Source organism: Sphingobium phenoxybenzoativorans (assembly GCF_018286635.1).
Classification (GTDB): domain Bacteria; phylum Pseudomonadota; class Alphaproteobacteria; order Sphingomonadales; family Sphingomonadaceae; genus Sphingobium; species Sphingobium phenoxybenzoativorans.
In genome coordinates, this window is sequence record NZ_CP073910.1 from 341,711 (window position 1) to 366,187 (window position 24,477).

At 65.1% G+C, this 24,477-nt stretch carries 22 protein-coding genes; 11 read left to right on the forward strand and 11 right to left on the reverse strand.

Annotated elements, in window-relative coordinates; genetic code table 11:
- Positions 1-3: 3 nt before the first annotated feature.
- The 3 genes from KFK14_RS01765 to KFK14_RS01775 are packed head-to-tail and all read right to left on the reverse strand — an operon-like array spanning position 4 to position 3,440.
- Positions 4-1,689: an efflux MFS transporter permease gene (locus KFK14_RS01765; protein WP_212609647.1), complete on the reverse strand. Its 1,686-nt coding sequence runs from the start codon at positions 1,687-1,689 to the stop codon at positions 4-6.
- Between the two features lie 39 nt (positions 1,690-1,728).
- The gene (locus KFK14_RS01770; protein WP_212609648.1) at positions 1,729-3,027 is read right to left on the reverse strand and encodes a dipeptidase; all 1,299 of its coding nucleotides are present in this window, start codon (positions 3,025-3,027) and stop codon (positions 1,729-1,731) included.
- Between the two features lie 32 nt (positions 3,028-3,059).
- On the reverse strand, positions 3,060-3,440 hold the full coding sequence (locus KFK14_RS01775) for a hypothetical protein (protein WP_246524808.1): 381 nt from the start codon (positions 3,438-3,440) through the stop codon (positions 3,060-3,062).
- Positions 3,441-3,516: 76 nt separating this feature from the next.
- Between KFK14_RS01775 and KFK14_RS01780 the strand changes: the two genes are divergently transcribed.
- Positions 3,517-4,323 (forward strand): nucleotidyltransferase family protein, encoded by an 807-nt coding sequence (locus tag KFK14_RS01780; protein WP_212610980.1) that lies wholly within the window; start codon positions 3,517-3,519, stop codon positions 4,321-4,323.
- A 109-nt stretch (positions 4,324-4,432) separates the two neighbouring features.
- On the opposite strand, the gene KFK14_RS01785 is transcribed toward KFK14_RS01780, so the two are convergent.
- The 4 genes from KFK14_RS01785 to KFK14_RS01800 all read right to left on the reverse strand — a co-directional run bounded on the left by KFK14_RS01785 (position 4,433) and on the right by KFK14_RS01800 (position 9,476).
- On the reverse strand, positions 4,433-5,122 hold the full coding sequence (locus KFK14_RS01785) for a nucleoside/nucleotide kinase family protein (protein ID WP_212609649.1): 690 nt from the start codon (positions 5,120-5,122) through the stop codon (positions 4,433-4,435).
- 2 nt (positions 5,123-5,124) lie between these two features.
- Positions 5,125-5,856: a methyltransferase family protein gene (locus KFK14_RS01790; protein WP_212609650.1), complete on the reverse strand. Its 732-nt coding sequence runs from the start codon at positions 5,854-5,856 to the stop codon at positions 5,125-5,127.
- 270 nt (positions 5,857-6,126) lie between these two features.
- Positions 6,127-7,659, reverse strand: coding sequence for a lipopolysaccharide biosynthesis protein (locus tag KFK14_RS01795; RefSeq protein ID WP_212609651.1), 1,533 nt, complete (start codon positions 7,657-7,659; stop codon positions 6,127-6,129).
- A 326-nt stretch (positions 7,660-7,985) separates the two neighbouring features.
- Positions 7,986-9,476 (reverse strand): hypothetical protein, encoded by a 1,491-nt coding sequence (locus KFK14_RS01800; protein ID WP_212609652.1) that lies wholly within the window; start codon positions 9,474-9,476, stop codon positions 7,986-7,988.
- A gap of 140 nt (positions 9,477-9,616) precedes the next feature.
- Here KFK14_RS01800 and KFK14_RS01805 point away from each other — a divergent pair, with 140 nt between their 5' ends.
- The 5 genes from KFK14_RS01805 to zapE all read left to right on the forward strand — a co-directional run bounded on the left by KFK14_RS01805 (position 9,617) and on the right by zapE (position 13,900).
- Positions 9,617-10,648, forward strand: a complete 1,032-nt coding sequence (locus tag KFK14_RS01805; protein ID WP_212609653.1) for a D-alanine--D-alanine ligase family protein — start codon at positions 9,617-9,619, stop codon at positions 10,646-10,648.
- The gene (locus KFK14_RS01810; RefSeq protein WP_212609654.1) at positions 10,645-11,451 is read left to right on the forward strand and encodes an NTP transferase domain-containing protein; all 807 of its coding nucleotides are present in this window, start codon (positions 10,645-10,647) and stop codon (positions 11,449-11,451) included. The genes KFK14_RS01805 and KFK14_RS01810 overlap by 4 nt, the downstream gene beginning before the upstream one ends.
- 88 nt (positions 11,452-11,539) lie before the next feature.
- Positions 11,540-12,325: a succinate dehydrogenase iron-sulfur subunit gene (locus KFK14_RS01815; protein ID WP_070157898.1), complete on the forward strand. Its 786-nt coding sequence runs from the start codon at positions 11,540-11,542 to the stop codon at positions 12,323-12,325.
- 4 nt (positions 12,326-12,329) lie between these two features.
- Positions 12,330-12,791 (forward strand): PaaI family thioesterase, encoded by a 462-nt coding sequence (locus tag KFK14_RS01820; protein WP_212609655.1) that lies wholly within the window; start codon positions 12,330-12,332, stop codon positions 12,789-12,791.
- Entirely contained in the window at positions 12,788-13,900 is a 1,113-nt protein-coding gene (gene zapE, locus KFK14_RS01825) for a cell division protein ZapE (RefSeq protein ID WP_212609656.1), read from the forward strand. Before KFK14_RS01820 ends, zapE begins: the two co-directional genes overlap by 4 nt.
- A gap of 18 nt (positions 13,901-13,918) precedes the next feature.
- On the opposite strand, the gene KFK14_RS01830 is transcribed toward zapE, so the two are convergent.
- The 3 genes from KFK14_RS01830 to KFK14_RS01840 all read right to left on the reverse strand — a co-directional run bounded on the left by KFK14_RS01830 (position 13,919) and on the right by KFK14_RS01840 (position 15,233).
- Entirely contained in the window at positions 13,919-14,308 is a 390-nt protein-coding gene (locus tag KFK14_RS01830; protein ID WP_212609657.1) for a type II toxin-antitoxin system VapC family toxin, read from the reverse strand.
- Positions 14,295-14,567: an AbrB/MazE/SpoVT family DNA-binding domain-containing protein gene (locus KFK14_RS01835; protein ID WP_212609658.1), complete on the reverse strand. Its 273-nt coding sequence runs from the start codon at positions 14,565-14,567 to the stop codon at positions 14,295-14,297. Before KFK14_RS01835 ends, KFK14_RS01830 begins: the two co-directional genes overlap by 14 nt.
- Before the next feature lie 111 nt (positions 14,568-14,678).
- Positions 14,679-15,233, reverse strand: coding sequence for a phosphatase PAP2 family protein (locus KFK14_RS01840; protein WP_246524810.1), 555 nt, complete (start codon positions 15,231-15,233; stop codon positions 14,679-14,681).
- Between the two features lie 240 nt (positions 15,234-15,473).
- Between KFK14_RS01840 and mdh the strand changes: the two genes are divergently transcribed.
- The 5 genes from mdh to lpdA all read left to right on the forward strand — a co-directional run bounded on the left by mdh (position 15,474) and on the right by lpdA (position 23,102).
- Positions 15,474-16,436, forward strand: a complete 963-nt coding sequence (gene mdh / locus KFK14_RS01845) for a malate dehydrogenase (protein ID WP_070158142.1) — start codon at positions 15,474-15,476, stop codon at positions 16,434-16,436.
- 93 nt (positions 16,437-16,529) lie between these two features.
- Positions 16,530-17,414 carry a succinate--CoA ligase subunit alpha gene (gene sucD / locus KFK14_RS01850; RefSeq protein ID WP_070158141.1) on the forward strand — a complete coding sequence of 295 codons (885 nt, stop codon included), beginning with the start codon at positions 16,530-16,532 and terminating at the stop codon, positions 17,412-17,414.
- Positions 17,415-17,499: 85 nt separating this feature from the next.
- Positions 17,500-20,301, forward strand: coding sequence for a 2-oxoglutarate dehydrogenase E1 component (locus KFK14_RS01855; protein WP_212609659.1), 2,802 nt, complete (start codon positions 17,500-17,502; stop codon positions 20,299-20,301).
- Between the two features lie 8 nt (positions 20,302-20,309).
- Positions 20,310-21,581 carry a 2-oxoglutarate dehydrogenase complex dihydrolipoyllysine-residue succinyltransferase gene (odhB, locus tag KFK14_RS01860; protein WP_212609660.1) on the forward strand — a complete coding sequence of 424 codons (1,272 nt, stop codon included), beginning with the start codon at positions 20,310-20,312 and terminating at the stop codon, positions 21,579-21,581.
- A 120-nt stretch (positions 21,582-21,701) separates the two neighbouring features.
- Positions 21,702-23,102 (forward strand): dihydrolipoyl dehydrogenase, encoded by a 1,401-nt coding sequence (lpdA, locus tag KFK14_RS01865; RefSeq protein WP_212609661.1) that lies wholly within the window; start codon positions 21,702-21,704, stop codon positions 23,100-23,102.
- Between the two features lie 147 nt (positions 23,103-23,249).
- Here lpdA and KFK14_RS01870 read toward each other — a convergent pair whose 3' ends face one another.
- Positions 23,250-24,428, reverse strand: a complete 1,179-nt coding sequence (locus tag KFK14_RS01870; protein WP_212609662.1) for an MFS transporter — start codon at positions 24,426-24,428, stop codon at positions 23,250-23,252.
- Positions 24,429-24,477: the final 49 nt, after the last annotated feature.

Consider the following 24,477-nt stretch of genomic DNA (forward strand, 5'->3'; position numbering starts at 1 on the left):
TCCTCAGTTTGCGCCCGCTGACTTCGCCGCCATCGCGGCCGCCTGTTCCTGCATCTTCCGCTGCAGCAGCACGACCGGCGAAATCTCGCCGCGCTTGCGGATCGAATAGCGGATGGAAATGCTCCAGATCACGGCCATGATGGCCAGCACGCCGATCAGCAGGAATACGTCATTATAGGCCAGGATATTCGCCTCGCGCGTCGCCTGTTGCGCCAGTATCGCCGCGCCTTCCGCGCTGCGCAGCGCCGGGTCGCCGACAACGCCCGTCACCGCGCCTGACCCGGCCCGGATGCGCGCGGCGACCAGCGGGTCGGTCATGACGATATTCTGCACCAGCGCATGCGAATGGAATTTCTCGCGCAGCACCTGGAACGTGCCCAGAAACGCGGTGCCGATCAGGCCGCCGATGCTCTGGCTCATGCTGAACAGCACGACGAAGCTGATGAAATTCTTGCCCCCCGCCAGCAGGGTGCGGGCAATGCCGATCACCATCGCCTGCGCCATGAACAGCAGCGACGCAAAGCCGATCAGCGCCTGGCTGATATAGAAGCTGCTCGGCCGGGTCAGGTTGGTCGAATCCGCGTCCATGAACGCGCCGATGGCGATTAGGATGATGGCGATGGTGATCGGCCGGGCGACGTTGACTGGATTGAAGGTCAGCACGGCGGTCGCCAGCCCCGCGATCGACGCCAGCACGATCACGAAATTCAGCATCACCATCTGGTCGTTGATCATGCCCGCCACGGTCAGCAGCCCGACCGATCCGAACGCCTGCTCCGACAGCAACACGCGGATGGACGCGGCGACAAGCATCAGCCGCGCCATCTCCCGCGTGCCCAGCCAGCGGGTGTTGATCAGCGGATTGTCGCGATGATGCTCGACCAGCAGGGCCGCGGCGATCAGCAGCACCGAACCGATCAGCGCATATCCCATCCAGGCGCGCTCGGTCCACCATTCGATCCGCCCCTCGGACAGCACGGCGATCAGCAGCCACAGGCCGGGCGCAAGCAGGGCGAAGGTCAGGAAGTCGGTCTTTTCGAACACCTTCTCCCGCTCACTCGGCGGCAGGGGCAGGGCCATGATCGCCGCCAGCGTCGCCAGCGCCAGCCCCAGCTCGAACCAGTAGAGCATGTGCCAGTCGCCCCATTCCAGCAGGCCGGGGGAGAGCATGCGGGCCAGCGGCGTCGCCAATTGCGGAATGGAAATGCCGATCATCACTCCCGCCAGCCGTTTGGGCGCGGGCATGCTCTGCATCAGGTAGAGGATGGTCATGGTGGTCAGGCCGCTGGCCGCGACCCCGCTGGCCGCGCGCACGGCGACCGAGCTCCAGAATCCATGCACGAACAGATGGAACAGCGTCGTCAGCGCATAAGCGCCCAGCACATAGCGGACGAAAGACTGCAGCCCGAATTGCTGGCGATATTTCACCAGCAGCAGGTTGGCCGTCACATTGGTCATGAAATAGGCGGCGGTCAGCCAGGCGCTCTCATTGCTGTTGAGGCCCAGCGTCCCCTGCGCGAAATTCAGGTTGACCGTAACCAGCGCATTGCCCAGCCCGCCGGTAATGCCCACCAATATGCCGATCGCGAAATATATCGCCCGCCGCCTGCCGGGATGGTCGGGGTTCGCGGGCGACCCCGGCAGTGTCGGCCGTTCATGCGGTTTGAAGACATAGGGCGCTTCGCTCATCGGGACTCGCTTCGGTCCTCCGGCTGTGACGCGCAATTGCTATTTGGTGCTGTCCAGTTGCGCAATTGTTTCCGTGGCCGCCGGTTCGCCGCGCATCGACGCCGCGACCTTTTCCGCCGCTTCCATGACGCGCAGGATATTGCCGCCCGCCAGCTTGGCGATGTCGGCGTCGCTCCACCCGCGCCGCATCAGCTCGGCCAGCAGCTTGGGATAGGTCTCCACTCCGTCCATCCCTTCGGGCAGGGCGGGCAGGCCGTCATAATCGCCGCCAAGGCCGACATGATCGGCCCCCGCCACCTTGGCGATATGGTCGATATGGTCGGCGACATCGCTCATCGTCACCTTGGGTTCGGGGTTCGCCTTCTCCCATTGCGCCAGCGCCGCCTTCGCCTTTTCCGGGTCGCCGATATAGAGGCCGCCAAAGGGCGGGGCGTTGTAGCGCGCCTGTTCCGCGCCCCGCGCCGCGCCCCAGACGCGCCGCTTTTCGGAGATATAGTTGGGCGCGAAGTTCACCATCACCACGCCGCCATTGGCCGCGACCTGCTTCAGCACCGCGTCGGACACGTTGCGGCTATGGTCGCAAATCGCCTTGGCGCTGGAATGGGAGAAGATCACCGGGGCCTTCGTCACCGCCAGCGCGTCCAGCATCGTCGCCTCGCTCACATGGGAGAGGTCCACCAGCATGCCCAGCCGGTTCAGCTCATGCACCACCGTCTCGCCGAACTTGGTCAGCCCCTCATGCTTGGGATTGTCGGTCGCGCTGTCCGCCCAGTCGATCGTCACTGCGTGGGTCAGCGTCAGATAACCCGCGCCCAGCCGCTTATAGGCGCGCAGGACGGACAGGCTCTTGTCGATCTGGCCGCCGCCCTCGACGCCGATCATCGACGCGATCTTGCCCGCCTTGTGCGCGGCGCGGACATCGGCCGCCGTCATCGCAAGCTGGAAGGTCTGCGGGTAACGGCGCACGATCTGGTTCACCAGGTCGATCTGCTCCAGCGTCGCCTTCACCTGCTCCAGTCCGGGCAGGGCGGGCGACACGAATACCGACCAGAACTGCCCGCCGACCTTGCCCAGTCGCAGCCGCTCTATGTCCGTGTCATAATCCTTGGTGTCCAGCCGGTTGAGGTCCAGCGTCCAGCGCTTGTCGCCAGCATGGTCGACCAGCGCCTCCGGCCAGTCATTATGCCCGTCGATCAGGGGCGTCGCCGCCAGCACCTTCGCCACCCGCGCCATATAGGGGTCCGCCGGGGCCGGAGCGGCGGCCGCCATTGCGGGCAGGGGCAGCAGGACGGGCAGGGGCAGGAGGATGGCGGCGGCGGTGGTCAGGAAACGGTGCATCGGGGATATGCTCCTTATTGTGCGATATGGGGTCATTGCGCCGGGGCCAGGACATAGGCGCCCTTGCCGTCCGGCGGGATCAGGTCGGCGTCCCGCACTGTCAGCGTCAGGGTCTTGAACCCCGGTTCGGGCATGCCCTTCGCCTTCTCGCTGGTAAGAACGATCGTCCCGCCGTCCTGCCGCCATGTCCCTTCGGCGAACAGGTCCAGCGCGCCATAGACCAGATACCATTCGAACCGCCCGCGCGGGTCCAGCATCAGTTCCGATCCGGTCTCCATCACCCCCTGCAGATAATAATGGCCTGCATGGGATTGCGGCGCGGCGGCCTTCGCGGGGTCGGCCTGCGCGGGGTTGGCCTGCGCTGGGGCGGGGAGCGTCATCGCCAGAAGCCCGACCGGCGCGAGCCACGTCATGCGGTGAATCATGCCGATCAAAACCCCCCGGCGAAAAGTGATGCGGGAGACATATTTTGTAGCTATCGCCCGTCAGATGTCACTCGATAATCGGACCGCCGCGCAGGAGAGGGTTCCCGCGATCCTGCTGGCCGGGAGCAGGCCGGGCCGCGACCCGCTCACCGCCGCCGCGGGCGTGACGTACAAGGCGCTGATCCCCATTGCCGGACGGCCGATGGTCGATCATGTCGCCCGCACCCTGCTCGCCCATCCGCGCATTGGCCCGGTGGTCGTGCTGGTGCAGGACCCGGCCGCCTTCGCCGCCGATCCCGCGACGGCCTGGCTCGGCGATCATCCCGGCATCCGCATGATGCCCAGCGGCGCGGGGATCAGCCAGTCTTTGCTGGACCTGATCGACGGCGGCGGCGCGGCGCTGCCCGCGCTGGTCACCACCGCCGACAATGTGCTCCTCACCGGCGCGATGATCGACAGCTTCCTTGCCGGGGCCGCCGGATCGGACATCGCTGTCGCCATGGTGGAGCGCCGCACGCTGCTCGCCGCCTATCCGGAATCCAAGCGGACATGGCTCAAATTCCGCGACGGCTGGTGGTCTGGCGCGAACCTGTTCTGGATCGGCGGGCCGAAGGCGCGGGACGTGATCGCCTTCTGGCGCGCGGTGGAGCAGGACCGGAAAAAGGGCTGGAAAATCCTCGCCGCTTTCGGCCCTTTCCTGCTGATCTTCTCCGCGCTGCGTCTGCTGTCGCTCAGGCAGGGGATGAAACTCGCCGGCCGCCGTTTCCGCGTCTCAGCGCGGCCGGTCGCCATGCCCCAGCCCGAAGCCTGCATCGACGCCGACAAGCCGGGGGATATTGCGCTGATCGAGGAGATATTGGCGGGGCGGTAGAGGTTGCCTCGTTACGCAACGTGCTCCTGCGAAGGCAGGAGCCCAGGGCCATAAGGCGCCAAGTCACCCTGGGTTCCTGCTTTCGCAGGAACACATCATCCCGAACAGGTTATGCGAGAGCTTCCATCACCGCCGCCTTCGCCTGCTCCAACACCACCGGATAGGGATCGGTCGAACACAGGTCGACAATCTTCGCCCCGTTGAATTTCAGATGCGGCGTCACCGCCACCTTCGCCTCCAGCGACGCGCGCTTATGGTCGGGCTTGCGCGCGAAGGCGGTATCGACGTCGACATTCAGCCGGATGACCAGATCGGGCACATGGCTGATCATCCGCTCATACATGGCCCGCTCCCGCCGCGCGAGCAGCGACACCAGCCACCCTTCCGCCCGAGCCGCCGACAGGCCCGGCCCGTCATAAAAGCCCGGCACCTCTACCTGCGGATAGCGGTCGGTGACGATTGTCACGCCCTTGCGGCGCAGCGCCAGCATCCGGTTGAACGCCCGCATGCGCTTGACCGAAAACATGTAGATGACGAAGGCGGTCGGCGCGCCGGGTATCTTGCCGCCCTTCTCGCGCGCCTGTCCCGCTTTCTTCGACAATTGCCGCTCGAACGCCCGGCCGATCAGCGGCCAGCGCTTGATGCGGTTGCCGATCTCGCCCGACCGCAGGCCCAGATAGACGGTATCGACCGGGCGGCTTTCCCGCAGCCAGGCCAGCAGGTCGGCCGACAAAGTGGACTTGCCCGACCCGTCGCAACCGACGACGGCGATCATCGGTGCAAGACCAGCCTCTGCCATCCTTATTCGATGCCCTTGAACACGCCCCCGAACTGGCGCGCGGCCCCGGCGATCACGCGCAGGACGACGATCCCGCCATAGACATAATACCATGTCAGATCGGCTGGCAGCACGAAGCCGCGCCGCGCAAAGTCGAACAGGATCACGGCGGAGGCGAGCTGGAAGATTTTCTTATATTCGCGGCGGATCGCCCGGCGCCACCAGAAGGGATATTTGGGCTTCACCCAGCCGTGCAGGCGGGGGAGCAGGGCAGGGACTTCGGCCGCCCATTTGGCGTGCGCCGCGCCGAATTTCTCGATCAGGAAATTCTCCTCATAGATCGAGATGCGCTCATAGATCAGCACGCTGATCAGGAACACCAGCGCGCCGAACACCCAGCTTCCTGACAGCATGGCGATGCCGGTGAAGTTCATGATGCGGCCGACATAGAGCGGGTTGCGGACCAGCGAATAGGGGCCGGTGGTGTTGAGTTCCGACGCCACCGCCGCCTTCTTCGCATTGCCGGATGTGCCAAGCGCCGCGAAACCGCCGACGATGATGCGCAGCAGCGCGGCCGCGCTGGCGATGAACAGTGACACGCCGAACCAGATATGGTTGGCCTCGACCGTCTCGAACGGCCCCAACCGTCCGGAGCACCAGGCAATCAGCACGCCCAGGCCGATGACGATATAGATGTAGCTGCCACGGATGATGAACAGCTTGTGCCCGCTCTTCGCGAGTTCTTTCTGGTACATGGGTCGGCCTATTCCTGCGATCCGATGCCCTGTCGGCCCGGTAGGTGAAGGGGCGGCATCTACAGCCCCCGCCGCCCGTCCGTCAATATGACGGTAGGGTGACTGGATTTGTCTGGATCGGATTGACCTATCCCCGTTCGGGCTGAGCTTGTCGAAGCCCTGCCCTTCTTTGTGCCGTTGAAAAGAAATACAGCCCCCTTCGACTGCCTGCAAGGCAGGCGCTCAGGACAGGCTTCGACAAGCTCAGGGCGAACGGATCATACACATCTTCTACACCAGCCGAAGCTTCCGCGCCGTCTTGCCCAGCGACTCCCGGTCGGGCCGCCGCAATGCAAAGCGGCAGGAACACCACATCGCCGTCAGCCCCACGATCACGCAGATGGGCAGCGCGATCGCCTCGTGCAGCAGCGTCGCGGGCAGGGCGATGGCCAGCGCGACCAGCGATATGCCCACCGCCCGCACCAGCACCCGCCGGAACCCGCCGTCAAACGGATGCAGCCCGTCATGGATGCGAAGCTGGACCATCGGGATCGCCGAGGAGATGAGGAAGCCCATGCCGACCGCCCCCGCCATGCCGGTCAGCGGCGAGAGGGGGATGGCGACCGCCGCCACCGCGCACGCCCCCGCCAGCCCGACGATGCTCGCCACGATCTGCCGCCCATAACCGCTCACCACCTGCAGGATCGGCACGGAAGGGCCGAGGATCGCCTCTATCCCCCGCGCCAGGATCAGCAGCACGACCGCGCCCTGCGCTGCATTCGCCCCATGCCCGAACACTGCCAGCATCGGGATGGTCGCGGCGGACAGGACCAGCGCCAGCGGCGTGACGACAGCGGTGATCAGGCGCGTCGCATAGGCGTAGATGGTCCGCACATGGTTGATGTCATGGCGCAGCGCGCTAGACGCCAGCGGGGCCAGCACATAGACGAAGGCGACGCGGACCAACTGCACCACGCTCGAAATCTTGCGCCCGATCGTATAGAGCGCCGCCGCGCTCGCCCCGTTCGCTCCGGGGATCAGCAGGTTGAGGACAATGGCGGGCGCATCGCCGAACAGCCGCCCGACCATGTTCGCGGGCAGCACCGACAGGCCCGCCTTGGCCGTATCGCCGAACATCGTCCCGAACACCGGTCCTTGGGTCATGTGGCTCAGCACATAATGACGGCTCAGCAGCCGGATGCTCAGCAGCACGGTGATGAACAGCGACGTCATATGGGCGATGAACAGGCCGGTCAGGCCAAGCCCGGCGAAATAGAGGATCGCCGCCAGCACCAGCCGGATCACCTGCTCCCACACGATCCGCAGCCTTATCTCCGCGCCGAACAGGTGCCGCGCGCGCAATGCGGACGTCGCGATCTCGACAAACGCCCATAACGGCAAGGCCCAGGCGAACAGGCGGATCGACGGCACCAGCAGCGCCCGGTCGCTCTCCGCCACGTTCAACAGCGGCGCGATCTGCGGCGCGAAGATCACGCACAGCGCGGCCACCAGCGTACAGGGGCCAAGGCCAAGGATCATCGCCGCGCGCAGCGACGCCACTGCGTCCCGGTCATCCTTCGCCTGCGGCACCGTCCGCTGCATGGCGGACGTCATGCCCAGGTCGAACACATTCTCGAACAGGTTCACCGCCGCCCACAGTACGGTGTAGATGCCGAAGCTCGCCAGCCCGAACATGGCGACATAGAGCGGCTGCGACACCAGCTCGATCACCGCGCCCAGCCGCGACAGCAATGTCGTGCCGACGCCCTTCGCCACATGGCGGCTGGTGACGGGCGATGATTGCGGGCTGTCCTCTGGCTCCATAGCCCGCCCCTAGAGCATTTTCCCGGCGGGCGGAATCCTATGATGTCGAAGGATATCGCAAAGGAATTGAGCGCCAAAAACAACACCCGTTCGTCCTGAGCTTGTCGAAGGACTGCACTTCCTCACAAGAAAAGGACAAGGCTTCGACAAGCTCAGCCCGAACGGAATGGACAGGTTTCCGCGATGGCTTTGCTGTCCAAGCTCAACCGTCACAAAGTTGAAAGACCGCCGCAATATTTTTGTGATGTTGCCAGCCGATAAGCCGGACCATGGTTCATGGCCAGCCAGTCGAGCAGGGGTCGATGGCGGATGCGGCGCTCTCCGGTTCAGGCCGACAGGCGCTGACTACGCCGGCTGCCCAGCATCACCGCGATCAGCGCATCGCCGATTCGCGTCATGTCGCCCGCGAACGCCCCGGCCAACGCCTCATCGTCCAGCCCATCCATCCGCACGATCTGCGGCATGGAGAGGCCAAGGCGCAGCGTGCCCGCCCACTGCGCGGTGTCGCCGGACGTGCCCATGCGGATGCAGCGCACCGGCTGGCCCAGGCGGATGCCCCGCTCCAGCAACCCGCCCTGAATGGCGACGGCATCGTCGAAGCTCGGCCGGGTGAGGCAGCAGGAGAGGTCCAGCGTCACCAGCGTCCGCATCTCGATCGGGTGCCATTGCGGCGGCATCGCCCCGCCGAAGCGCGATCCCAGCGCCTGCGCGCAGATGCGCGACTGCAACTGGCCGGTCGCCGCCTGGAATGCGTCGATCACGCGCACGACGCGCGGAATGGGCAGCGCCTGGAACCGCTCCAGCTCGAATATCGCCGCCTCCAGCCGCATCAGCAGGCCGAGGTTCGGGCTGGCGGGCAGGGCATCCCGCCCGGCCCAGCCCTCCGGCCATTCGGCCCGGCGGAATATGCGGGTGAAGCCCTCCGCGACCGGCGCGGCCCCGGCGGTCATGTCGGCGGGGATCAGCGCGAAGCCGCTGAACGGCGGCCCGCCCATGAATTTCGATCCGGTCAGCAGCACGATGATGCCGCGCCGCAGATAGGCGGCGATGGCCTCGCCGGTGATCCGCGCCTGGCAGGCGTCGACGACGAAGCTCACATCCGCGCCGAAGCGGCGGCGCAGCGCGTCGATATCGTCGATGGCGGGCAGGATCAGTCCGGTCTTGGACCCGTGGACGATATGCACCAACGGATGCTCGCCTCGCGCGATGGCGCGGGCGATGGTCGCGCGCATCTCCATCGCGATCATCGCGCTGTCATTGGCGATGCCATGATCGTCGCGTACCGGGAACTGGCTCAGCGATACGGGACCCAGCCCCGCGACCGGCGTGCCCGGCTCGGTGGCGACATCCAGCGCGGTTTCCTTCGCGAAATGCAGGCCGCCCGCGCTGTGCGCGCATCCGCTGCCGATCTCGTCCGCGCCCAGCAGCAGGTTGTGGATGCCATTCGCGGCTTTCCCCGCCACCGCCGCCAGCGCGACATATTCCAGGTCGGTGCCGGACGGGGCGAAGGCGATCGCGCAGTCCGCGCCAATGCCATAGGCGCTGCGGATGCGGTCGCGCAGCGCATCCAGCGCGACTTCATATCCGGCTCCGTCAATCTCTCCCCGCGGGGCGAGCGCGTCCAGCCGCTCCCCCAGATGCGCGAAGGCTTCCGGCGAAATGTCGTTCGCGGTGGACGACGCATAGGTCGTCATCTCGCGCGGCCGGGGCGATGCGAGATAGCGGTTAAGGCCGGTTTCCGGGTTCAGCGTGATCCGGGCGTCGCCGCCCTCGGTCAGCAGCCGGGCGATCTGCGCTGCGGTGTCGGGTCGAATCATGGTCTGCCTTTCGCTCGTGCGGCCAGGCGGCCTTCGCGCTGCTCATCGCATCCCGGCGTTACATCCCTGTTGCACTGTCACGGGCCTGCAACAGCGCCTGCATCCTTCAAAAAACCACGGCCTTTCTGAAAGGGAATCCCATGTTGCGTCCGATCGAACCCTTGCATGTCCCCTATGAGGCGCTCCGGCGGCTGCGGCTGATGTTCGTCGCCAAACATGCGCTGGGCGACGGCACGCCGCATGCCGAGGATGGCAACCACGCTGTCTATCATCATGAGGTGCGCACGATCCTGGAGGAGATCGGCTTCGACCTGCGCCTTTCGAACGACTATCGCGACCTGTTCGATGCGCCGGACGTCGATTATGTCTTTCCGCTGCTCAACCGGGGCGGGTTCCTCAATTCGGAAATGATGCTGCCGCTGCTCTGCACCCGGCTCGGCGTCCCCTTCCTTGGCGCATCGGCCATCCTGCGCGGCATGTCGGACGACAAGCATCTCTCGAAGCTCGCCGCCGTCGCGCGCGGCGTGCCGACCGCGCCCTGGGCCATTTATCGCCGCGGCGCGCCGGTGACGGAGCGGGATTGCCCCCGTGCCGACCGCCTCGTCATCAAGCCCAACGCCTCCTCGGCAAGCTGGGGCGTGCGCGATGCGTCCGGCTGGGCGGGCGTTGTGCAGGCCGTCGGCGCGATTCATGCCGAGGGGCATGACGCCATCGTCGAACCCTTCATCAACGGCAGCGATATAGAGGTGCCGGTGATCACGATCATGGGTGAGCCGGTCATCATGCCGATGATGCTGTTCGAACAGGCCGATCCGTCGCACCTGCGCACCTATTGGGAGAAGCGCGATCTGGTCGACCGCACCCAGAAATATGCACTGGTCGATTTTGAGGAGCCGGATTTCGTGCCGCTGGTCCGCGACATGACCGCGCGCCTCGCCCGCGAATATATGCCGTTCGACTATGGCCGCTTCGAATTCCGCTTCGACGCCGCGACTGGCAAGGTCGTGTTCCTGGAGCAGAATCTCAACTGCAACCTGTGGTCGGAAAAGGTGTTCGGCCGCTCCGCGAAACGGGCGGGCCTTACCCAGCGCGAACTGATCGAAACGATCGTCGCGGAGGGGCTGCGCCGCCACGGCCTGATCGACATCTCCCTGCTGGAGGCGGCCGAGTGAGCTTGTCGACCGCTACCGTCCCCGCCACCGTAATCGTCCTCGCCGCCCAGCGCCCCGGCGTCGTCAACGCACTCGCCCGCGACTCCGGCGTCTCCCACAAATGCCTCGTCCCCATCTGCGGTCAGCCGCTGATCGCGCATGTCATCGGCACGCTCGTCGCGACGCCGGGCGTGGGGAAAATCAAGGTGTCGGTCGAACCGGAAATCCACCTGACCCTCGCCAAACTGTTCGAGGGGATGACCGGCGTGCCGATCGAACTCGTCCCCTCCCGCCCCGGCATCGCCGACAGCGTATTGGCGGCGGCGGAGGGGGAGGATGATCCGGTCATCATCACCACCGCCGACAATGTGCTCCTGACCCCGGCGGCCATCGCGGAGGTGCGCACGGCTCTGGCGGAGGCGGACGTGGTCGCCGGCATGACGACGCAGGGCGCGGTGCAGGCCGTCCATCCGGAGGCGCAGCGTCGCTTCTACATGTTCCGCGACGGCGGCTATTCCAACTGCAACCTTTATGGCGTGTCCGGCCCGCACGCCTTCCGCGCGGCGGAGATTTTCCGGGAGGGCGGGCAGTTCAAGAAAAACCCCCGCCGCCTCGTCACCGCTTTCGGCCTGTTCGACATATTGCTGGTCCTCGCCCGCCTGGTCACGCTGGACGGTGCGATGAAGCGCGCATCCCGCCGCTTCGGTCTGCGTTTCCGCACCGTCATCTTCTCCGACGGGGCGCTCGCGGTCGATGTCGACAACGCCCGCACCTATGGCATTGCGGGTACGGTGCTGGCGAAACGGATAGGCTGGGCGGGCTGACCTCACGCTTTTTGCACCGCAGCGCTTGACACCCGTGCCGCCATCCTGTTGACGGTCCCGCAAGGGACTCAACGGGATAATTGCGACTATGGCGGAATTCAGACTGCCCGCGAACAGCCGGATCAACGGCAAGGGTACGACGCACAAGGCATCGGACGGCGCGAAGAACGTCAAGTCGTTCAAGGTCTATCGCTACGATCCGGATTCCGGCCAGAACCCGCGTTACGACACGTTTGAGATCGATCTGGACGATTGCGGCCCGATGGTCCTCGACGCCCTGATCAAGATGAAGTCGGAACAGGACCCCAGCCTGACCTTCCGCCGCTCCTGCCGTGAGGGCATTTGCGGTTCCTGCTCGATGAACATCAACGGCAAGAACGGCCTCGCCTGCACGACGGCGATCGAGGATTGCAAGGGCGACGTCCGCATCACTCCGCTGCCGCACATGGACGTGATCAAGGACCTGGTGCCTGACTTCACCCATTTCTATGCCCAGTATAATTCGATCCAGCCCTGGCTGAAAACCGTGTCGCCGCCGCCTTCGGGCAAGGAGCGGCTGCAGTCGCCCAAGGAGCGCGAGAAGCTCGACGGCCTCTATGAGTGCATCCTGTGTGCCTGCTGCTCGACAAGCTGCCCCAGCTACTGGTGGAACAGCGACAAGTTCCTTGGCCCCGCCATCCTGCTTCAGGCCTATCGCTGGCTGGCCGACAGCCGCGACGAATATACCGGCGAGCGTCTGGACGAGCTGGAGGATCCCTTCCGCCTCTATCGCTGCCACACCATCATGAACTGCGCGAATGTCTGCCCGAAGGGCCTGTCCCCGGCCAAGGCGATCGCCGAAACCAAGAAGATGATGGCCGAAAGGCAGCTCTAGGTCCGTGTCCGGCGAAAATCAGAGCGACTTTCATTATGACGCGGACCCCGAAAATCCCGGCTGGCGGATTTGGGGACCGCGTGGCGGCGGCGTGTTCAACGCCCATTATAACCCGATCCGGGTGCAGGTGGAGGCGCCGGGCCGCGCCCGCGTCCGCTGCTTCGCGGGCGAGCATCTGACCAGCGCCACCGGCTATCTTCACGGCGGCGCGACCGCCGGTTTCATCGACATCGCCCTGTTCGCCGGCGCGCGCGGCTGCGGTCTGGAGCGGGAGGATCTGGCCGTCACGCTGGACCTGACGATCCAGTATCTTGCGCCCGGCCTTTCGGGTCAAAATCTCGACGCGGTGGTCGACCTGGTGCGTGAGACGAAGCGGATCGCCTTCGTGCGCGGCGTTGTGGAGCAGGAATCCGGTCCCATCGCCTCTTTCATGGCGACGATCCGCAAGGGCGCGGCGCGGGCGTGACCACGGTCATCGGCCGCTACCACGCGCTTGTGGAGGCCGGGGAATTGCGGCCCGACACGGATCAGGCGGCGGCGGCGGAACGGCTGAACATCCTGCAGGCGGAGCTGGAGGCGGCCCCCCCGCGCGGATCGACCCTGTGGAAGATGCTGCGCAAGGCGCCGGAACCGCCGCGCGGCCTCTATATGTGGGGCGGGGTCGGGCGCGGCAAATCGATGCTGATGGACCTGTTCTTCGACACGGTGCAGGTCAACCGCAAGCGCCGCGCGCATTTCCACGAATTCATGATCGAGGTGCACGCCCGTCTGGCCGAGGCGCGCAAGTCGGAAAGCGGCGACCCCATCCCCCCGGTCGTCGCGGCGCTGGCGGAGGAAGCGCGGCTGCTCTGCTTCGACGAGATGGTGGTCAACAACATGGCCGACGCTGCGATCATGTCGCGCCTGTTCACCGGCCTGCTGGCCGCGCGCGTCACGGTCGTCACCACGTCGAACCGCCCGCCGGACGATCTCTACAAGGATGGCCTCAACCGGCAGTTGTTCCTGCCCTTCATTGCGCTGATCAAGGACAGGCTGGACGTGATGGGCCTCAACGGCCCGGTCGACTATCGCCGCGACCGTCTGGGCGACGCGACCCTCTGGCATGTGCCGAACGGGCCGGAGGCGACGAAGGCGCTCAGCGCCGCCTTCTTCCGCCTGACCGACTATCCGCCGGAGGATCGCGCCAATGTCCCGACGGAGGAGCTGCCGGTGCAGGGCGGCCGCAGCCTGCATGTGCCCAAGAGCCTGAAGGGCGTCGCCGTATTCTCCTTCAAGCGGCTCTGCGCGCAGGCGCGGGGCGCGACCGACTATCTGGCGATCGCCCGGCGCTATCACGCGATCATCATTGTCGGCATCCCTGTGCTGGGGCCGGAGAACCGGAATGAAGCGGCCCGCTTCGTCACGCTGATCGACGCGCTCTACGAATATAAGGTGAAACTGCTCGCCTCCGCCGACGCCGAACCCGCGCGCCTCTACCCCACCGGCGACGGCGCCTTCGAATTCGAACGCACCGTCTCCCGCCTCATGGAAATGCAGTCCGACGCCTATCTGGCGCTGGGGCACGGGGAGAAGTAGGGGGGGGGCGTCGCAAGGCTATAGGGCGATGACGGGTATCGCTGCCAATTTGCCGGCGCGTTTAGCGAATTTGCGATCGAAAGTGAGAAATTTCTCGCAATGGCCCGACCGCGCCAGATGAAGGGCGTCGGCAAAATCCATTCCCCCTTCCATCCACTCGATCGCTGCCGCTACTTGCGGCGGTTCTTCCAGAGTGACATTGGGCAGACCGGCTAGTCCCCGGAATGCTCTGGCAATCTCGGCGGGTTCGAAGCCATATCCCGCGCGCAAGACCCATTCCGCTTCCAGCAGGACCGTCAGGCCCAGAAAAATGTCATTGTCCTCGACTGCATGCCTCGCAGCCTGGGCCTGTCCGGGATCGTCGGCTGTAAGGAGCCGGACGACAATATTGGTATCAATTCCTTGCACGCCGCTTTGCTTCTTCACCGATCACGGCGTTCATATCGTCGATCGACAGCGCGGGCCGATCGGATCGTAGCGAACCGAAAACCGTGTCCAGTGATGACGGGGCAAAAACCGGCGCTGCTTTTAGAAGGATGCCCTCCGGAGTGTTTTCAACAATCAGTTTCGTACCGGCAGCCCAAAGCCGCTTTTCTCGTATGGCCTTGGGCAGAATGACCTGCCCCTTGGTTGAGACGATGGTAGTGATCTGTTTTTCCACGCCCATGGCAAACGCTCCGGTAAGATGTCTGTAAGATAGCGTGAGTGAGGTCGGGAAGCAAGGCGACGTTTCAAAGCAGGACGGTCCTTATGGGTGGAACTGCCGTTCGTACGCTCCTCAAAACCGCATCGCCAGCGCCACGCCGCCGCCGTCCCGCCCGGCCCAGGGGACCACCTGCACCCGGTCATTCTGCTTGCTGGTGATCAGGAGGCCCGTCACCTCGCCCAGTGCCGCGCCCGCCACCACGTCATACCAGTGGTGCCTGTCCGCCTGCACGCGGGAGAAGCCGACGAAGGCGGCGGCGACGTGGGCGGGGATGCCGATTTCCCAGCCATAGCGATTCTGCAGCGTCGCGGCTGCGGCGAAGGCGGTGGAGGTGTGGCCGGAAGGAAAGCTTTTCCGGTCGCTGCGGTCGGGCCGCCATTCGGGGAAGGCTTCCTTCATGCCATAGGTCAGCAGCTTGGTCGCGCCGATGCTGCCGCCCGCCTGCAGCAATCCCTGCCAGTCGCCCTTCACCACCGGCACGCCGACCGCCGCGATCATCAGGGCGTCGCGGGTGATGGTCCCGGCGTCATCCCATCCCTTGTCGCTCGCCTGGGCGGGCAGCGGCGCGCAGGCCAGCGCGGCTGCGGCCAGACCATAGCGCGCCCGGCGGTGGAATAATGTCATCATGGCGTCCCCTTTTGCGGCAATATTATGCCTTGCATGACGGCATCATATAGGCTGCACCACAGCCGGTCGCAAAAAGTTGATCGCCGGTTTGCGCCGGGCAAAAGGCGGCAGACCCTTAATTGCAATTGCGAATGAATTGCAAAGATAAATCCCCACCCTATCGTTTGTGATGTTGAATCCTTAACCGGATGGGCTTAAGCGGTGCCGCAATTCCAGCCGTTGAATGGAGGATTGAGTTATATGGCCCGTAAGAAGATCGCGCTCATTGGCGCTGGCAACATCGGCGGGACTCTCGCGCATCTTGCCGCCACCAAGGAACTGGGCGACGTCGTCCTGTTCGACGTGGTTGAGGGCATTCCGCAGGGCAAGGCGCTCGATCTCTCCCAGTGCGGCCCCGTCGAGGGTTTCGACGCGAAGATCACGGGCACCAACGATTATGCCGACATTGCGGGCGCGGACGTCATCATCGTCACCGCCGGCGTCGCCCGCAAGCCGGGCATGAGCCGCGACGACCTGCTCGGCATCAACCTGAAGGTCATGAAGGCCGTTGGCGAGGGCATCAAGAACAACGCCCCCGACGCTTTCGTCATCTGCATCACCAACCCGCTCGACGCGATGGTGTGGGCGCTGCGCGAATTTTCGGGCCTGCCGCACAACAAGGTCGTCGGCATGGCGGGCGTTCTCGACTCGGCACGCTTCAGCCACTTCCTCGCCGACGAGTTCCAGGTGTCGGTGAAGGATGTGAATACCTTCGTTCTGGGCGGCCATGGCGACACGATGGTCCCGGTGGTTCAGTATTCGACCGTTGCGGGCATCCCCGTTCCCGACCTGATCGAACAGGGCCGTTCGACCAAGGAGCGCATCGACGCCATCGTCGCCCGCACCCGTTCGGGCGGCGGCGAGATTGTCGGCCTGCTCAAGACCGGTTCCGCCTACTATGCTCCGGCCACCAGCGGCATCGCGATGGCCGAAGCCTATCTGAACGATCAGAAGCGCCTGCTGCCTTGCGCCGCTTTTGTCGAGGGCAAGTACGGCCTGGACGGCCTCTATGTCGGCGTGCCGGTGATCATCGGCGCTGGCGGCGTTGAGCAGATCGTCGAGATCAAGCTGGACGACGAAGCCAAGAATAATCTTCAGGTGTCGGTCGACGCGGTCAAGGAACTGCTGGTCGCCTGCAAGGGGATCGACCCTTCGCTCGCCTGATACGGACTGCACCGACCCTCCCCAGGAAATGTGTGCAGCCCGGGAAGGGCCGACAAAAGAAGAAATGCCACTCCACCTCTTGAAGGGGCAAGCATGTCGATCCTCGTAAACAAGAACACCAAGGTCATCACCCAGGGGATGACCGGTGCCACCGGCACCTTCCATACCGAGCAGGCGCTCGCTTATGGCACGCAGATGGTCGCGGGCGTCACGCCGGGCAAGGGCGGCACGACCCACATCGGCCTGCCCATGTACGACACCGTGCTGGAGGCCAAGACCAAGACCGGCGCCGACGCTTCGGTCGTCTATGTTCCGCCGCCCTTCGCGGCCGACTCGATCCTCGAAGCCATTGACGCGGAAATCCCGCTGATCGTCTGCATCACGGAGGGCATTCCGGTGCTCGACATGGTGCGCGTGAAGCGCGCTTTGTCCGGCAGCAAGTCGCGCCTCATCGGCCCGAACTGCCCCGGCGTCCTGACCCCCAATGAATGCAAGATCGGCATCATGCCCGGCAGCATCTTCAAGGCGGGTTCGGTCGGCGTTGTTTCGCGCTCCGGCACGCTTACATATGAGGCGGTGTTCCAGACCTCGAACGCCGGCCTTGGCCAGACCACGGCGGTCGGCATCGGCGGCGATCCGGTCAACGGCACCAACTTCATCGACGTGCTGGAACTGTTCCTGGCCGATGACGCGACCGAATCGATCATCATGATCGGCGAGATCGGCGGCGACGCCGAGGAGCAGGCCGCGCAGTTCCTGATCGACGAGGCGAAGAAGGGCCGCAAGAAGCCGATGGCCGGCTTCATCGCGGGCCGCACCGCGCCTCCGGGACGCCGCATGGGCCATGCCGGTGCGATCGTGTCGGGCGGCAAGGGCGACGCGGAAAGCAAGATCGCGGCGATGGAAGCGGCCGGGATCAAGGTCGCGTCCAGCCCGTCGGAACTGGGCACGACCCTGTTGGAAGTATTGAAGGGCTGAGGCCCTGGTGGAGGCGGTCTGCACACCGTCTCCACACCAACCGTCCCCCGGCAACCACGCGGGACAGCGGATTGGATGGAAGATCATGGGATACGAGAATCAGGATTTCGAAGTCGAGCAAGGCCCAAGCTGGGCGCGCCCGAACTGGCCGCTGTTCGATACGGACGACCTGACGGGCGCTCTTGACCCCACGCAGATGGCGGTCGCGGTCAAGGCGGCGGCGAAAAGCGCGGGCAAATCCATCTCGGAGACAGAGGTACAGCAGGCGGCGGGCGATTCCATCCGCGCCATGATGCTGATCCGCACCTATCGCGTGCGCGGGCACCTTGCCGCCAATCTCGATCCCCTCGGCCTGTCGCAGCGGGAATTGCCTGCTGACCTGACGCCGGAATATCATGGCTTCACGGGCGCGGCGCTGGACCGGAAGGTCTATCTGGGCGGCACGCTCGGCCTGGAATATGCCAGCGTGCGCGAACTGGTCGGCATATTGCGCGCCAATTATTGCGGCAATGTCGGCCTGGAATATATGCACATCGCCGATGTGGAGGAACGCCGCTTCCTGCAGGACCGCATGGAGGGCAAGGACAAGGAAATCGAATTCACGCCGGAGGGCAAGAAGGCGATTCTGACCAAGGTCATCCACGGCGAACAATATGAGCGGTTCCTGGGCCGCAAATATGTCGGCACGAAGCGGTTCGGCCTCGACGGCGGCGAATCGATGATCCCTGCGCTAGAAGCGGTGATCAAATATGGCGGCGCGCAGGGCGTGCGCGAGATCGTCTACGGCATGGCCCATCGCGGCCGCCTGAACGTCCTCGCCAATGTGATGGCGAAGGGCTTCCGCGTCATCTTCCACGAATTTTCCGGCGGCACCGCGAACCCGGAGGATGTCGGCGGTTCGGGCGACGTCAAATATCATCTCGGCACCTCCACCGACCGCGAATTTGACGGCGTGAAGGTTCACATGTCGCTGGTGCCCAACCCGTCGCACCTCGAAACGGTCGATCCGGTCGTGCTCGGCAAGGTCCGCGCGCAGCAGGTGTTCCACGACGATCTGGGCACCCACTCGTCGGTCCTGCCGGTGCTGATCCACGGCGACGCCGCTTTCGCTGGGCAGGGCATCGTCTGGGAATGTTTCGGCTTCTCCGGCATTCGCGGCTACAATACCGGCGGCTGCATCCATTTCGTGATCAACAATCAGGTGGGCTTCACCACCAGCCCGCAATTCGCGCGCTCCTCACCCTATCCGTCCGACGTGGCGAAGGGCGTGATGGCGCCGATCCTGCACGTCAATGGCGACGATCCCGAAGCCGTGACCTTCGCCTGCAAGCTGGCGATCGAATATCGCCAGACCTTCCACCGCGACATCGTGATCGACATGTGGTGCTATCGCCGCTTCGGCCACAATGAGGGTGACGAGCCTTCGTTTACGCAGCCGCTGATGTACGCGAAGATCCGCCAGCATCCGCCGGTCAGCGAAGTCTATGGCGCGAAGCTGAAGGCGGACGGCGTGATCGACGACGCCTTCGTCGCGGACACGACCAAGGAATTTGTCGACCTGCTGGAAGGCGAATTCGACGCGGCCAAGAGCTACAAGTCCAACACCGCCGACTGGTTCGCCGGCCGCTGGTCCGGCCTGCACCGGCCTGCCGACGCCGAAACCACCCGGCAGAATGTCGAAACGGCGATCACCCAGAAGCTGTTCGACAGCCTGGGCAAGACGCTGACGACGGTGCCTGCCGACGTCAACGTCCACAAGACGCTGCGCCGCATCCTCGACGCCAAGGCGGAGATGTTCAAGACCGGCGCGAATTTCGACTGGGCGACCGGTGAGGCCCTCGCTTTCGGCGCTTTGCTGTCGGAGGGTTATGGCGTGCGCCTGTCCGGTCAGGATTCGGGCCGCGGCACCTTCAGCCAGCGCCATTCGGTCTGGGTCGATCAGGAAACGGAGAATAAATATATCCCGCTGTCGACCGTGCCGCATGGCCGGTTCGAGGTGCTGGATTCGCCGCTGTCCGAATATGGCGTGCTTGGTTTTGAATATGGCTATGCCTCCGCCGACCCTAAGAGCCTGGTGCTGTGGGAAGCGCAGTTCGGCGACTTCGCCAATGGCGCGCAGATCGTCATCGATCAGTATATCGCCTCGTCCGAATCCAAATGGCTGCGCGCCAACGGCCTCGTGATGCTGCTGCCGCACGGCTATGAAGGGCAGGGGCCGGAACATAGCTCCGCCCGTCTGGAACGCTTCCTGCAGCTCTGCGCGGAGGGGAATATCCAGGTCGCCAACTGCACGACCCCGGCCAATTATTTCCATATCCTGCGCCGTCAGATGATGCGTCCGTTCCGCAAGCCGCTGATCATCATGACGCCCAAGTCGCTGCTGCGGCACAAGCTGGCCGTCAGCAAGACCGAGGATTTCCTGGGCAAGACGCACTTCATGCGCATCCTGTCCGATACCAATCCGGCGGCGGACAAGGATACGAAGCGCCTCGTCCTCTGCTCCGGCAAGGTCGCCTATGATCTGATCGAGGCGCGCGACGCCGCTGGGGACAAGGGCACGCAGATCGTCCGCATTGAACAGCTCTATCCTTTCCCCACCGACGCGCTTGCCGTCCGCATCAAGCGGATGACGAACCTGGAGGAAGTGGTCTGGTGTCAGGAGGAACCGCGCAACAATGGCGGCTGGTTCTTCGTCGAGCCGTTCATCGAGGACGCGCTGAAGGACGCCGGCAAAGCGCCGATGCGCGCACGCTATGCGGGCCGCAAGGCGTCGGCGTCGCCCGCCACCGGTCTTGCCAAGCGCCACCTCGCCGAACAGGGCGCACTCGTCGCCGATGCACTGGGCCACAGCGTCCGTACTGAAATCCGCCGCCAGAAGAAGGGCTGAACACCGCCATGGCCACCGAAGTCAAAGTACCCGCTCTGGGTGAATCCGTAACCGAGGCGACCGTCGGTCAGTGGCTGAAAAAGCCCGGCGACGCCGTTGCCCTCGACGAACCCATCGCCAGCCTGGAGACCGACAAGGTCGCCATCGATGTGCCCTCGCCGGTCGCGGGCGTGCTGGGTCAGCAGCTCGTCAAGGAAGGCGATACGGTCAATGTCGGCGCGGTGATCGCGACGGTCGAGGCCGGCGGCGCTGCTGCCGCCGCTGCGCCCGCTCCCGCCGCGAAGGCGGAGGCCGCTGCGCCCCCGCCCGCCGCCAGCGCGCCCGCCCCTGCGGCGGCGCCCGCGCCCGCGGCGTCCGACGATGATGGCGGCGAACCCGGCAACATCACCTTGTCGCCCGCCGTCCGCCGTCTGGTGCTGGAACATGGCCTGGACCCCAGCAAGATCAAGGGCACCGGCAAGGACGGCCGCTTGACCAAGGACGATGTGACCGCCGCCGTCGCCGCTGGCACGGCCAAGGCGTCCACGGCTCCCGCATCCGCCTCCGCGCCTTCCGCCCCGGCCGCGCCCTCCGCGCCGGGCCGCGCGCAGGAGCGGGTGAAGATGACCCGCCTGCGCCAGACCGTCGCCAAGCGGCTGAAGTCCGCGCAGGAAACCGCCGCGCTGCTCACCACCTTCAACGATGTCGACATGACCGCCGTCATCGAAGCGCGCGCGAAATATAAGGACCTGTTCGAAAAGAAGCATGGCGTCCGCCTCGGCTTCATGGGCTTCTTCACGAAGGCCGTGTGCATGGCGCTGAAGGACGTGCCCGCCGTCAACGCCCAGATTGAGGGCGACGAGATCGTCTATAACAACTTCGCCGACATCTCGGTCGCGGTCTCCGCGCCCAACGGCCTGGTCGTGCCCGTCATCCGCAATGCGGAAAGCATGAGCGTCGCCCAGATCGAAAAGACCATCGGCGACTTCGGCAAGAAAGCGAAGGACGGCGCGCTGACCATGGATGACATGAAGGGCGGCACCTTCACCATCTCCAACGGCGGCGTGTTCGGATCGCTGATGTCGACCCCGATCATCAACCCGCCCCAGTCCGGCGTGCTTGGCCTCCACCGCATAGAGGACCGCCCGGTCGTCCGCGACGGCCAGGTCGTCGTCCGCCCGATGATGTATCTGGCATTGAGCTACGACCACCGCCTGATCGACGGCCGCGAAGCCGTGACCTTCCTGGTCGCGGTCAAGAACGCGATCGAGGACCCGACCCGCCTGCTGATCGACCTGTAAGGCGTAATATAGCTGTCTTATATCCCGTTCGGGCTGAGCCTGTCGAAGCCCTGTCCTTCCTGCTAAGGGCGAAAAAGTAAGTGCAGCCCTTCGACAGGCTCAGGGCGAACGGAGATTTTTATGGCTGACTTCGACTATGATGTGCTGGTGATCGGCTCCGGCCCCGGCGGGTATGTCGCCGCGATCCGCGCGGCGCAGCTTGGTCTCAAGACCGCCTGTGCGGAAAGCCGGGAGACGCTGGGCGGCACCTGCCTCAATGTCGGTTGCATTCCGTCGAAGGCGCTGCTGAACGCCTCCGAACTGTTCCATGAGGCGTCCTCCGGCGCGCTCGCCAAGCATGGCGTGAAGCTGGGCAGCGTCGAACTGGACCTGCCCGCCATGCTCGCCGACAAGGATGATGCGGTAAAGGGCCTGACCGGCGGCATCGAATTTCTGTTCAAGAAGAACAAGATAGACTGGCTGAAGGGCCTCGCTACCTTCGTTGACGCGCACACGGTGGAGGTTGCGGGCAAGAAGGCGACGGCGAAGAATATCATCATCGCCACTGGATCGTCCGTCACCCCGCTGCCGGGCGTAGAGGTCGACAATGACAAGGGCATCATCGTCGATTCGACCGGCGCCATCGCGCTGAAGAAGGTGCCGGAGCATATGGTCGTCATCGGCGGCGGCGTGATCGGGCTGGAGCTTGGGTCGGTGTGGAAGCGCCTGGGCGCGAAAGTCACGGTCGTCGAGTTTCTCGACCAGATCCTGCCCGGCATGGACGGCGAGGTGCGCAAGGAAGCCAACAAGCTGTTCAAGAAGCAGGGCTTCGACATCAAGACCTCCACCAAGGTCACGGGCGTCGCGGTCAAGGGCAAGAAGGCGACGGTCTCCGTCGAGCCCGCCGCTGGCGGCGCTGGCGAGACCATTGAGGCGGACGTGGTTCTGGTCGCGATCGGGCGGAAACCCAATACGGACGGCCTTGGCCTCGACAAGATCGGCCTCGAAACCAACAAGCGCGGCCAGATCGAAACCGGTCACGACTTCTCGACCAAGGTCGATGGCGTCTGGGCGATCGGCGATGTGATCCCCGGCCCGATGCTGGCGCACAAGGCGGAGGATGAGGGCGTCGCCGTCGCCGAGAATATCGCGGGCCTGACCGGCATCGTGAATCACGATGTCATCCCGTCCGTCGTCTACACCCACCCGGAAATCGCCGGTGTCGGCCTGACCGAAGAAGCCGCGAAGGAAAAGGGCGCGGTCAAGGTCGGCAAGTTCCCGATGCTGGCGAACAGCCGCGCAAAGGCGATCAAGGATACGGACGGCTTCGTGAAGATCATCGCCGATGCGGACAGCGACAAGGTGCTTGGCGTGTGGATCGTCGCCTCTCCGGCCGGCACGATGATCGCGCAGGCGGCCCAGGCGATGGAGTTCGGCGCGTCCAGCGAGGATATCGCCTACACCTGCCACGCGCATCCGACGCATAATGAGGCGGTGAAGGAAGCGGCGATGGCGGTCACGGGCAAGCCGATCCACATTTGATCGGCGGCTTCAGGCTTTCTACTATCTATAGGGAAGCGTGCTCCTGCGAAAGCAGGAGCCCAGAGTCCCAAATGCGGTGTCCAGAACCCTGGACTCCTGCTTTCGCAGGAGCACGCTATTCATCTGACTAACACAGGCTCCAAAAGCCTACCCCGCCGCCCTCTCCAGCTTCGGCAGCGCCAGACTGACCAACCCCGCCACCGCCACCAGCGCGGTGCCGGTCGCCAGCGCGGGCAGGCCCAGCCCGATGAAGGGCGCGACCGCCGCCGTGCCCAGCGATGTGGTCAGCAATATCGCCACGATCACCAGCGCCGCGCCGCGCGCATCGTCCCCCCGCGCCGCGACGATCGCCCGGTGGAATCCGGCCGGTCCGCGCAGCGCGAGGCCAGTGTTGAGCAGCGGGAACAGCGCCGACACCACATGGATGCTGCGCCCGCCCGCCATCGCATAGGCCAGCATCGCCACGCCGCCCGCCGCGGCGATGGCCGTCCCGATGCTGATCATCGTCTCGTCGCCGAACCGGCGGCCGAGCGCGCCGGAGCAGTTTGCGATCACGATGAAGAAGGCGATGCCGGTCATCTGCATGATGATGAAATCGCTCAGCGTTCCGCCCATCGTCACGGTGAACACCGTCGGCGCGCCGAACACGAAGATCAGCAGCGCGCCCAATGTGCAGGCATGGCTGATCGCATAGCGCATGAAACAGGGGTCGGCGATCAGCCGCCAATAGCCGCCCCCGGTCGCCAGCCCCCGCATCGGCGGCAGGTGCCGGTGCCGCGCGGTGACGATCGCCGCCAGCGCTGTCGAGAGGATGGCGAGCAGGTCGAAGGAGGCGCGCCAGTCGAACAGCCGCAGCAGCCACAGGCCGAACAGCGGGGCGAGCGCCGGGGTCAGCGACTCGATGCTGCCGAGCAGGCCCATCGCGCCGACCGCGCCGCCATCGCCATAGAGTTTCCGCAAAAGCCCCGGCGCGAACACCGCCGCCGCCGACCCGGCCGCGCCCTGAACAAATCGCAATAATATCAATATGTTAATGGAATTGCTCATGCTGCACGCGGCGGAGATCAGGCCATAGGCGAGCAAGGAAAGGGCCAACAGCCGACGCTGATCGAACCGCGCGCCCAGCGCCCCGAACAGCAGCAGCCCCACCGCCGACCCGGCGGTGAAGCTGGCCAGCACCATCTGCGCGCGGGGCAGGTCCCCGCCCAGGATCGCGGGCAGCCCCGGCACCGCGGGCAGCACAAGGTCGGTGCCCGCCAGCGCAAGCACCGTGCCGAGGACGATCAGCAGGAAGGTTCCGATATGGCGGTTGGGCCGGCCAGTCATGCGACGCCTGTAGCGTGGGATTAGGGGGATCGCCACCCGCGCCCGTCCT

Coding starts and splice junctions, on each gene's coding strand:
- KFK14_RS01800 (WP_212609652.1), bottom strand. CDS start 9,476: ATGATTCGACCCGACACCGCAGCGCAGATCGCCCGGCTGCTGACCGAG.
- KFK14_RS01815 (WP_070157898.1), top strand. CDS start 11,540: ATGGCGGAATTCAGACTGCCCGCGAACAGCCGGATCAACGGCAAGGGT.
- KFK14_RS01855 (WP_212609659.1), top strand. CDS start 17,500: ATGGGATACGAGAATCAGGATTTCGAAGTCGAGCAAGGCCCAAGCTGG.
- KFK14_RS01790 (WP_212609650.1), bottom strand. CDS start 5,856: ATGTACCAGAAAGAACTCGCGAAGAGCGGGCACAAGCTGTTCATCATC.
- odhB (WP_212609660.1), top strand. CDS start 20,310: ATGGCCACCGAAGTCAAAGTACCCGCTCTGGGTGAATCCGTAACCGAG.
- KFK14_RS01870 (WP_212609662.1), bottom strand. CDS start 24,428: ATGACTGGCCGGCCCAACCGCCATATCGGAACCTTCCTGCTGATCGTC.
- KFK14_RS01765 (WP_212609647.1), bottom strand. CDS start 1,689: ATGAGCGAAGCGCCCTATGTCTTCAAACCGCATGAACGGCCGACACTG.
- KFK14_RS01770 (WP_212609648.1), bottom strand. CDS start 3,027: ATGCACCGTTTCCTGACCACCGCCGCCGCCATCCTCCTGCCCCTGCCC.
- sucD (WP_070158141.1), top strand. CDS start 16,530: ATGTCGATCCTCGTAAACAAGAACACCAAGGTCATCACCCAGGGGATG.
- KFK14_RS01795 (WP_212609651.1), bottom strand. CDS start 7,659: ATGGAGCCAGAGGACAGCCCGCAATCATCGCCCGTCACCAGCCGCCAT.
- KFK14_RS01780 (WP_212610980.1), top strand. CDS start 3,517: ATGTCACTCGATAATCGGACCGCCGCGCAGGAGAGGGTTCCCGCGATC.
- mdh (WP_070158142.1), top strand. CDS start 15,474: ATGGCCCGTAAGAAGATCGCGCTCATTGGCGCTGGCAACATCGGCGGG.
- KFK14_RS01840 (WP_246524810.1), bottom strand. CDS start 15,233: ATGATGACATTATTCCACCGCCGGGCGCGCTATGGTCTGGCCGCAGCC.
- KFK14_RS01805 (WP_212609653.1), top strand. CDS start 9,617: ATGTTGCGTCCGATCGAACCCTTGCATGTCCCCTATGAGGCGCTCCGG.
- KFK14_RS01785 (WP_212609649.1), bottom strand. CDS start 5,122: ATGGCAGAGGCTGGTCTTGCACCGATGATCGCCGTCGTCGGTTGCGAC.
- KFK14_RS01835 (WP_212609658.1), bottom strand. CDS start 14,567: ATGGGCGTGGAAAAACAGATCACTACCATCGTCTCAACCAAGGGGCAG.
- lpdA (WP_212609661.1), top strand. CDS start 21,702: ATGGCTGACTTCGACTATGATGTGCTGGTGATCGGCTCCGGCCCCGGC.
- KFK14_RS01775 (WP_246524808.1), bottom strand. CDS start 3,440: ATGACGTGGCTCGCGCCGGTCGGGCTTCTGGCGATGACGCTCCCCGCC.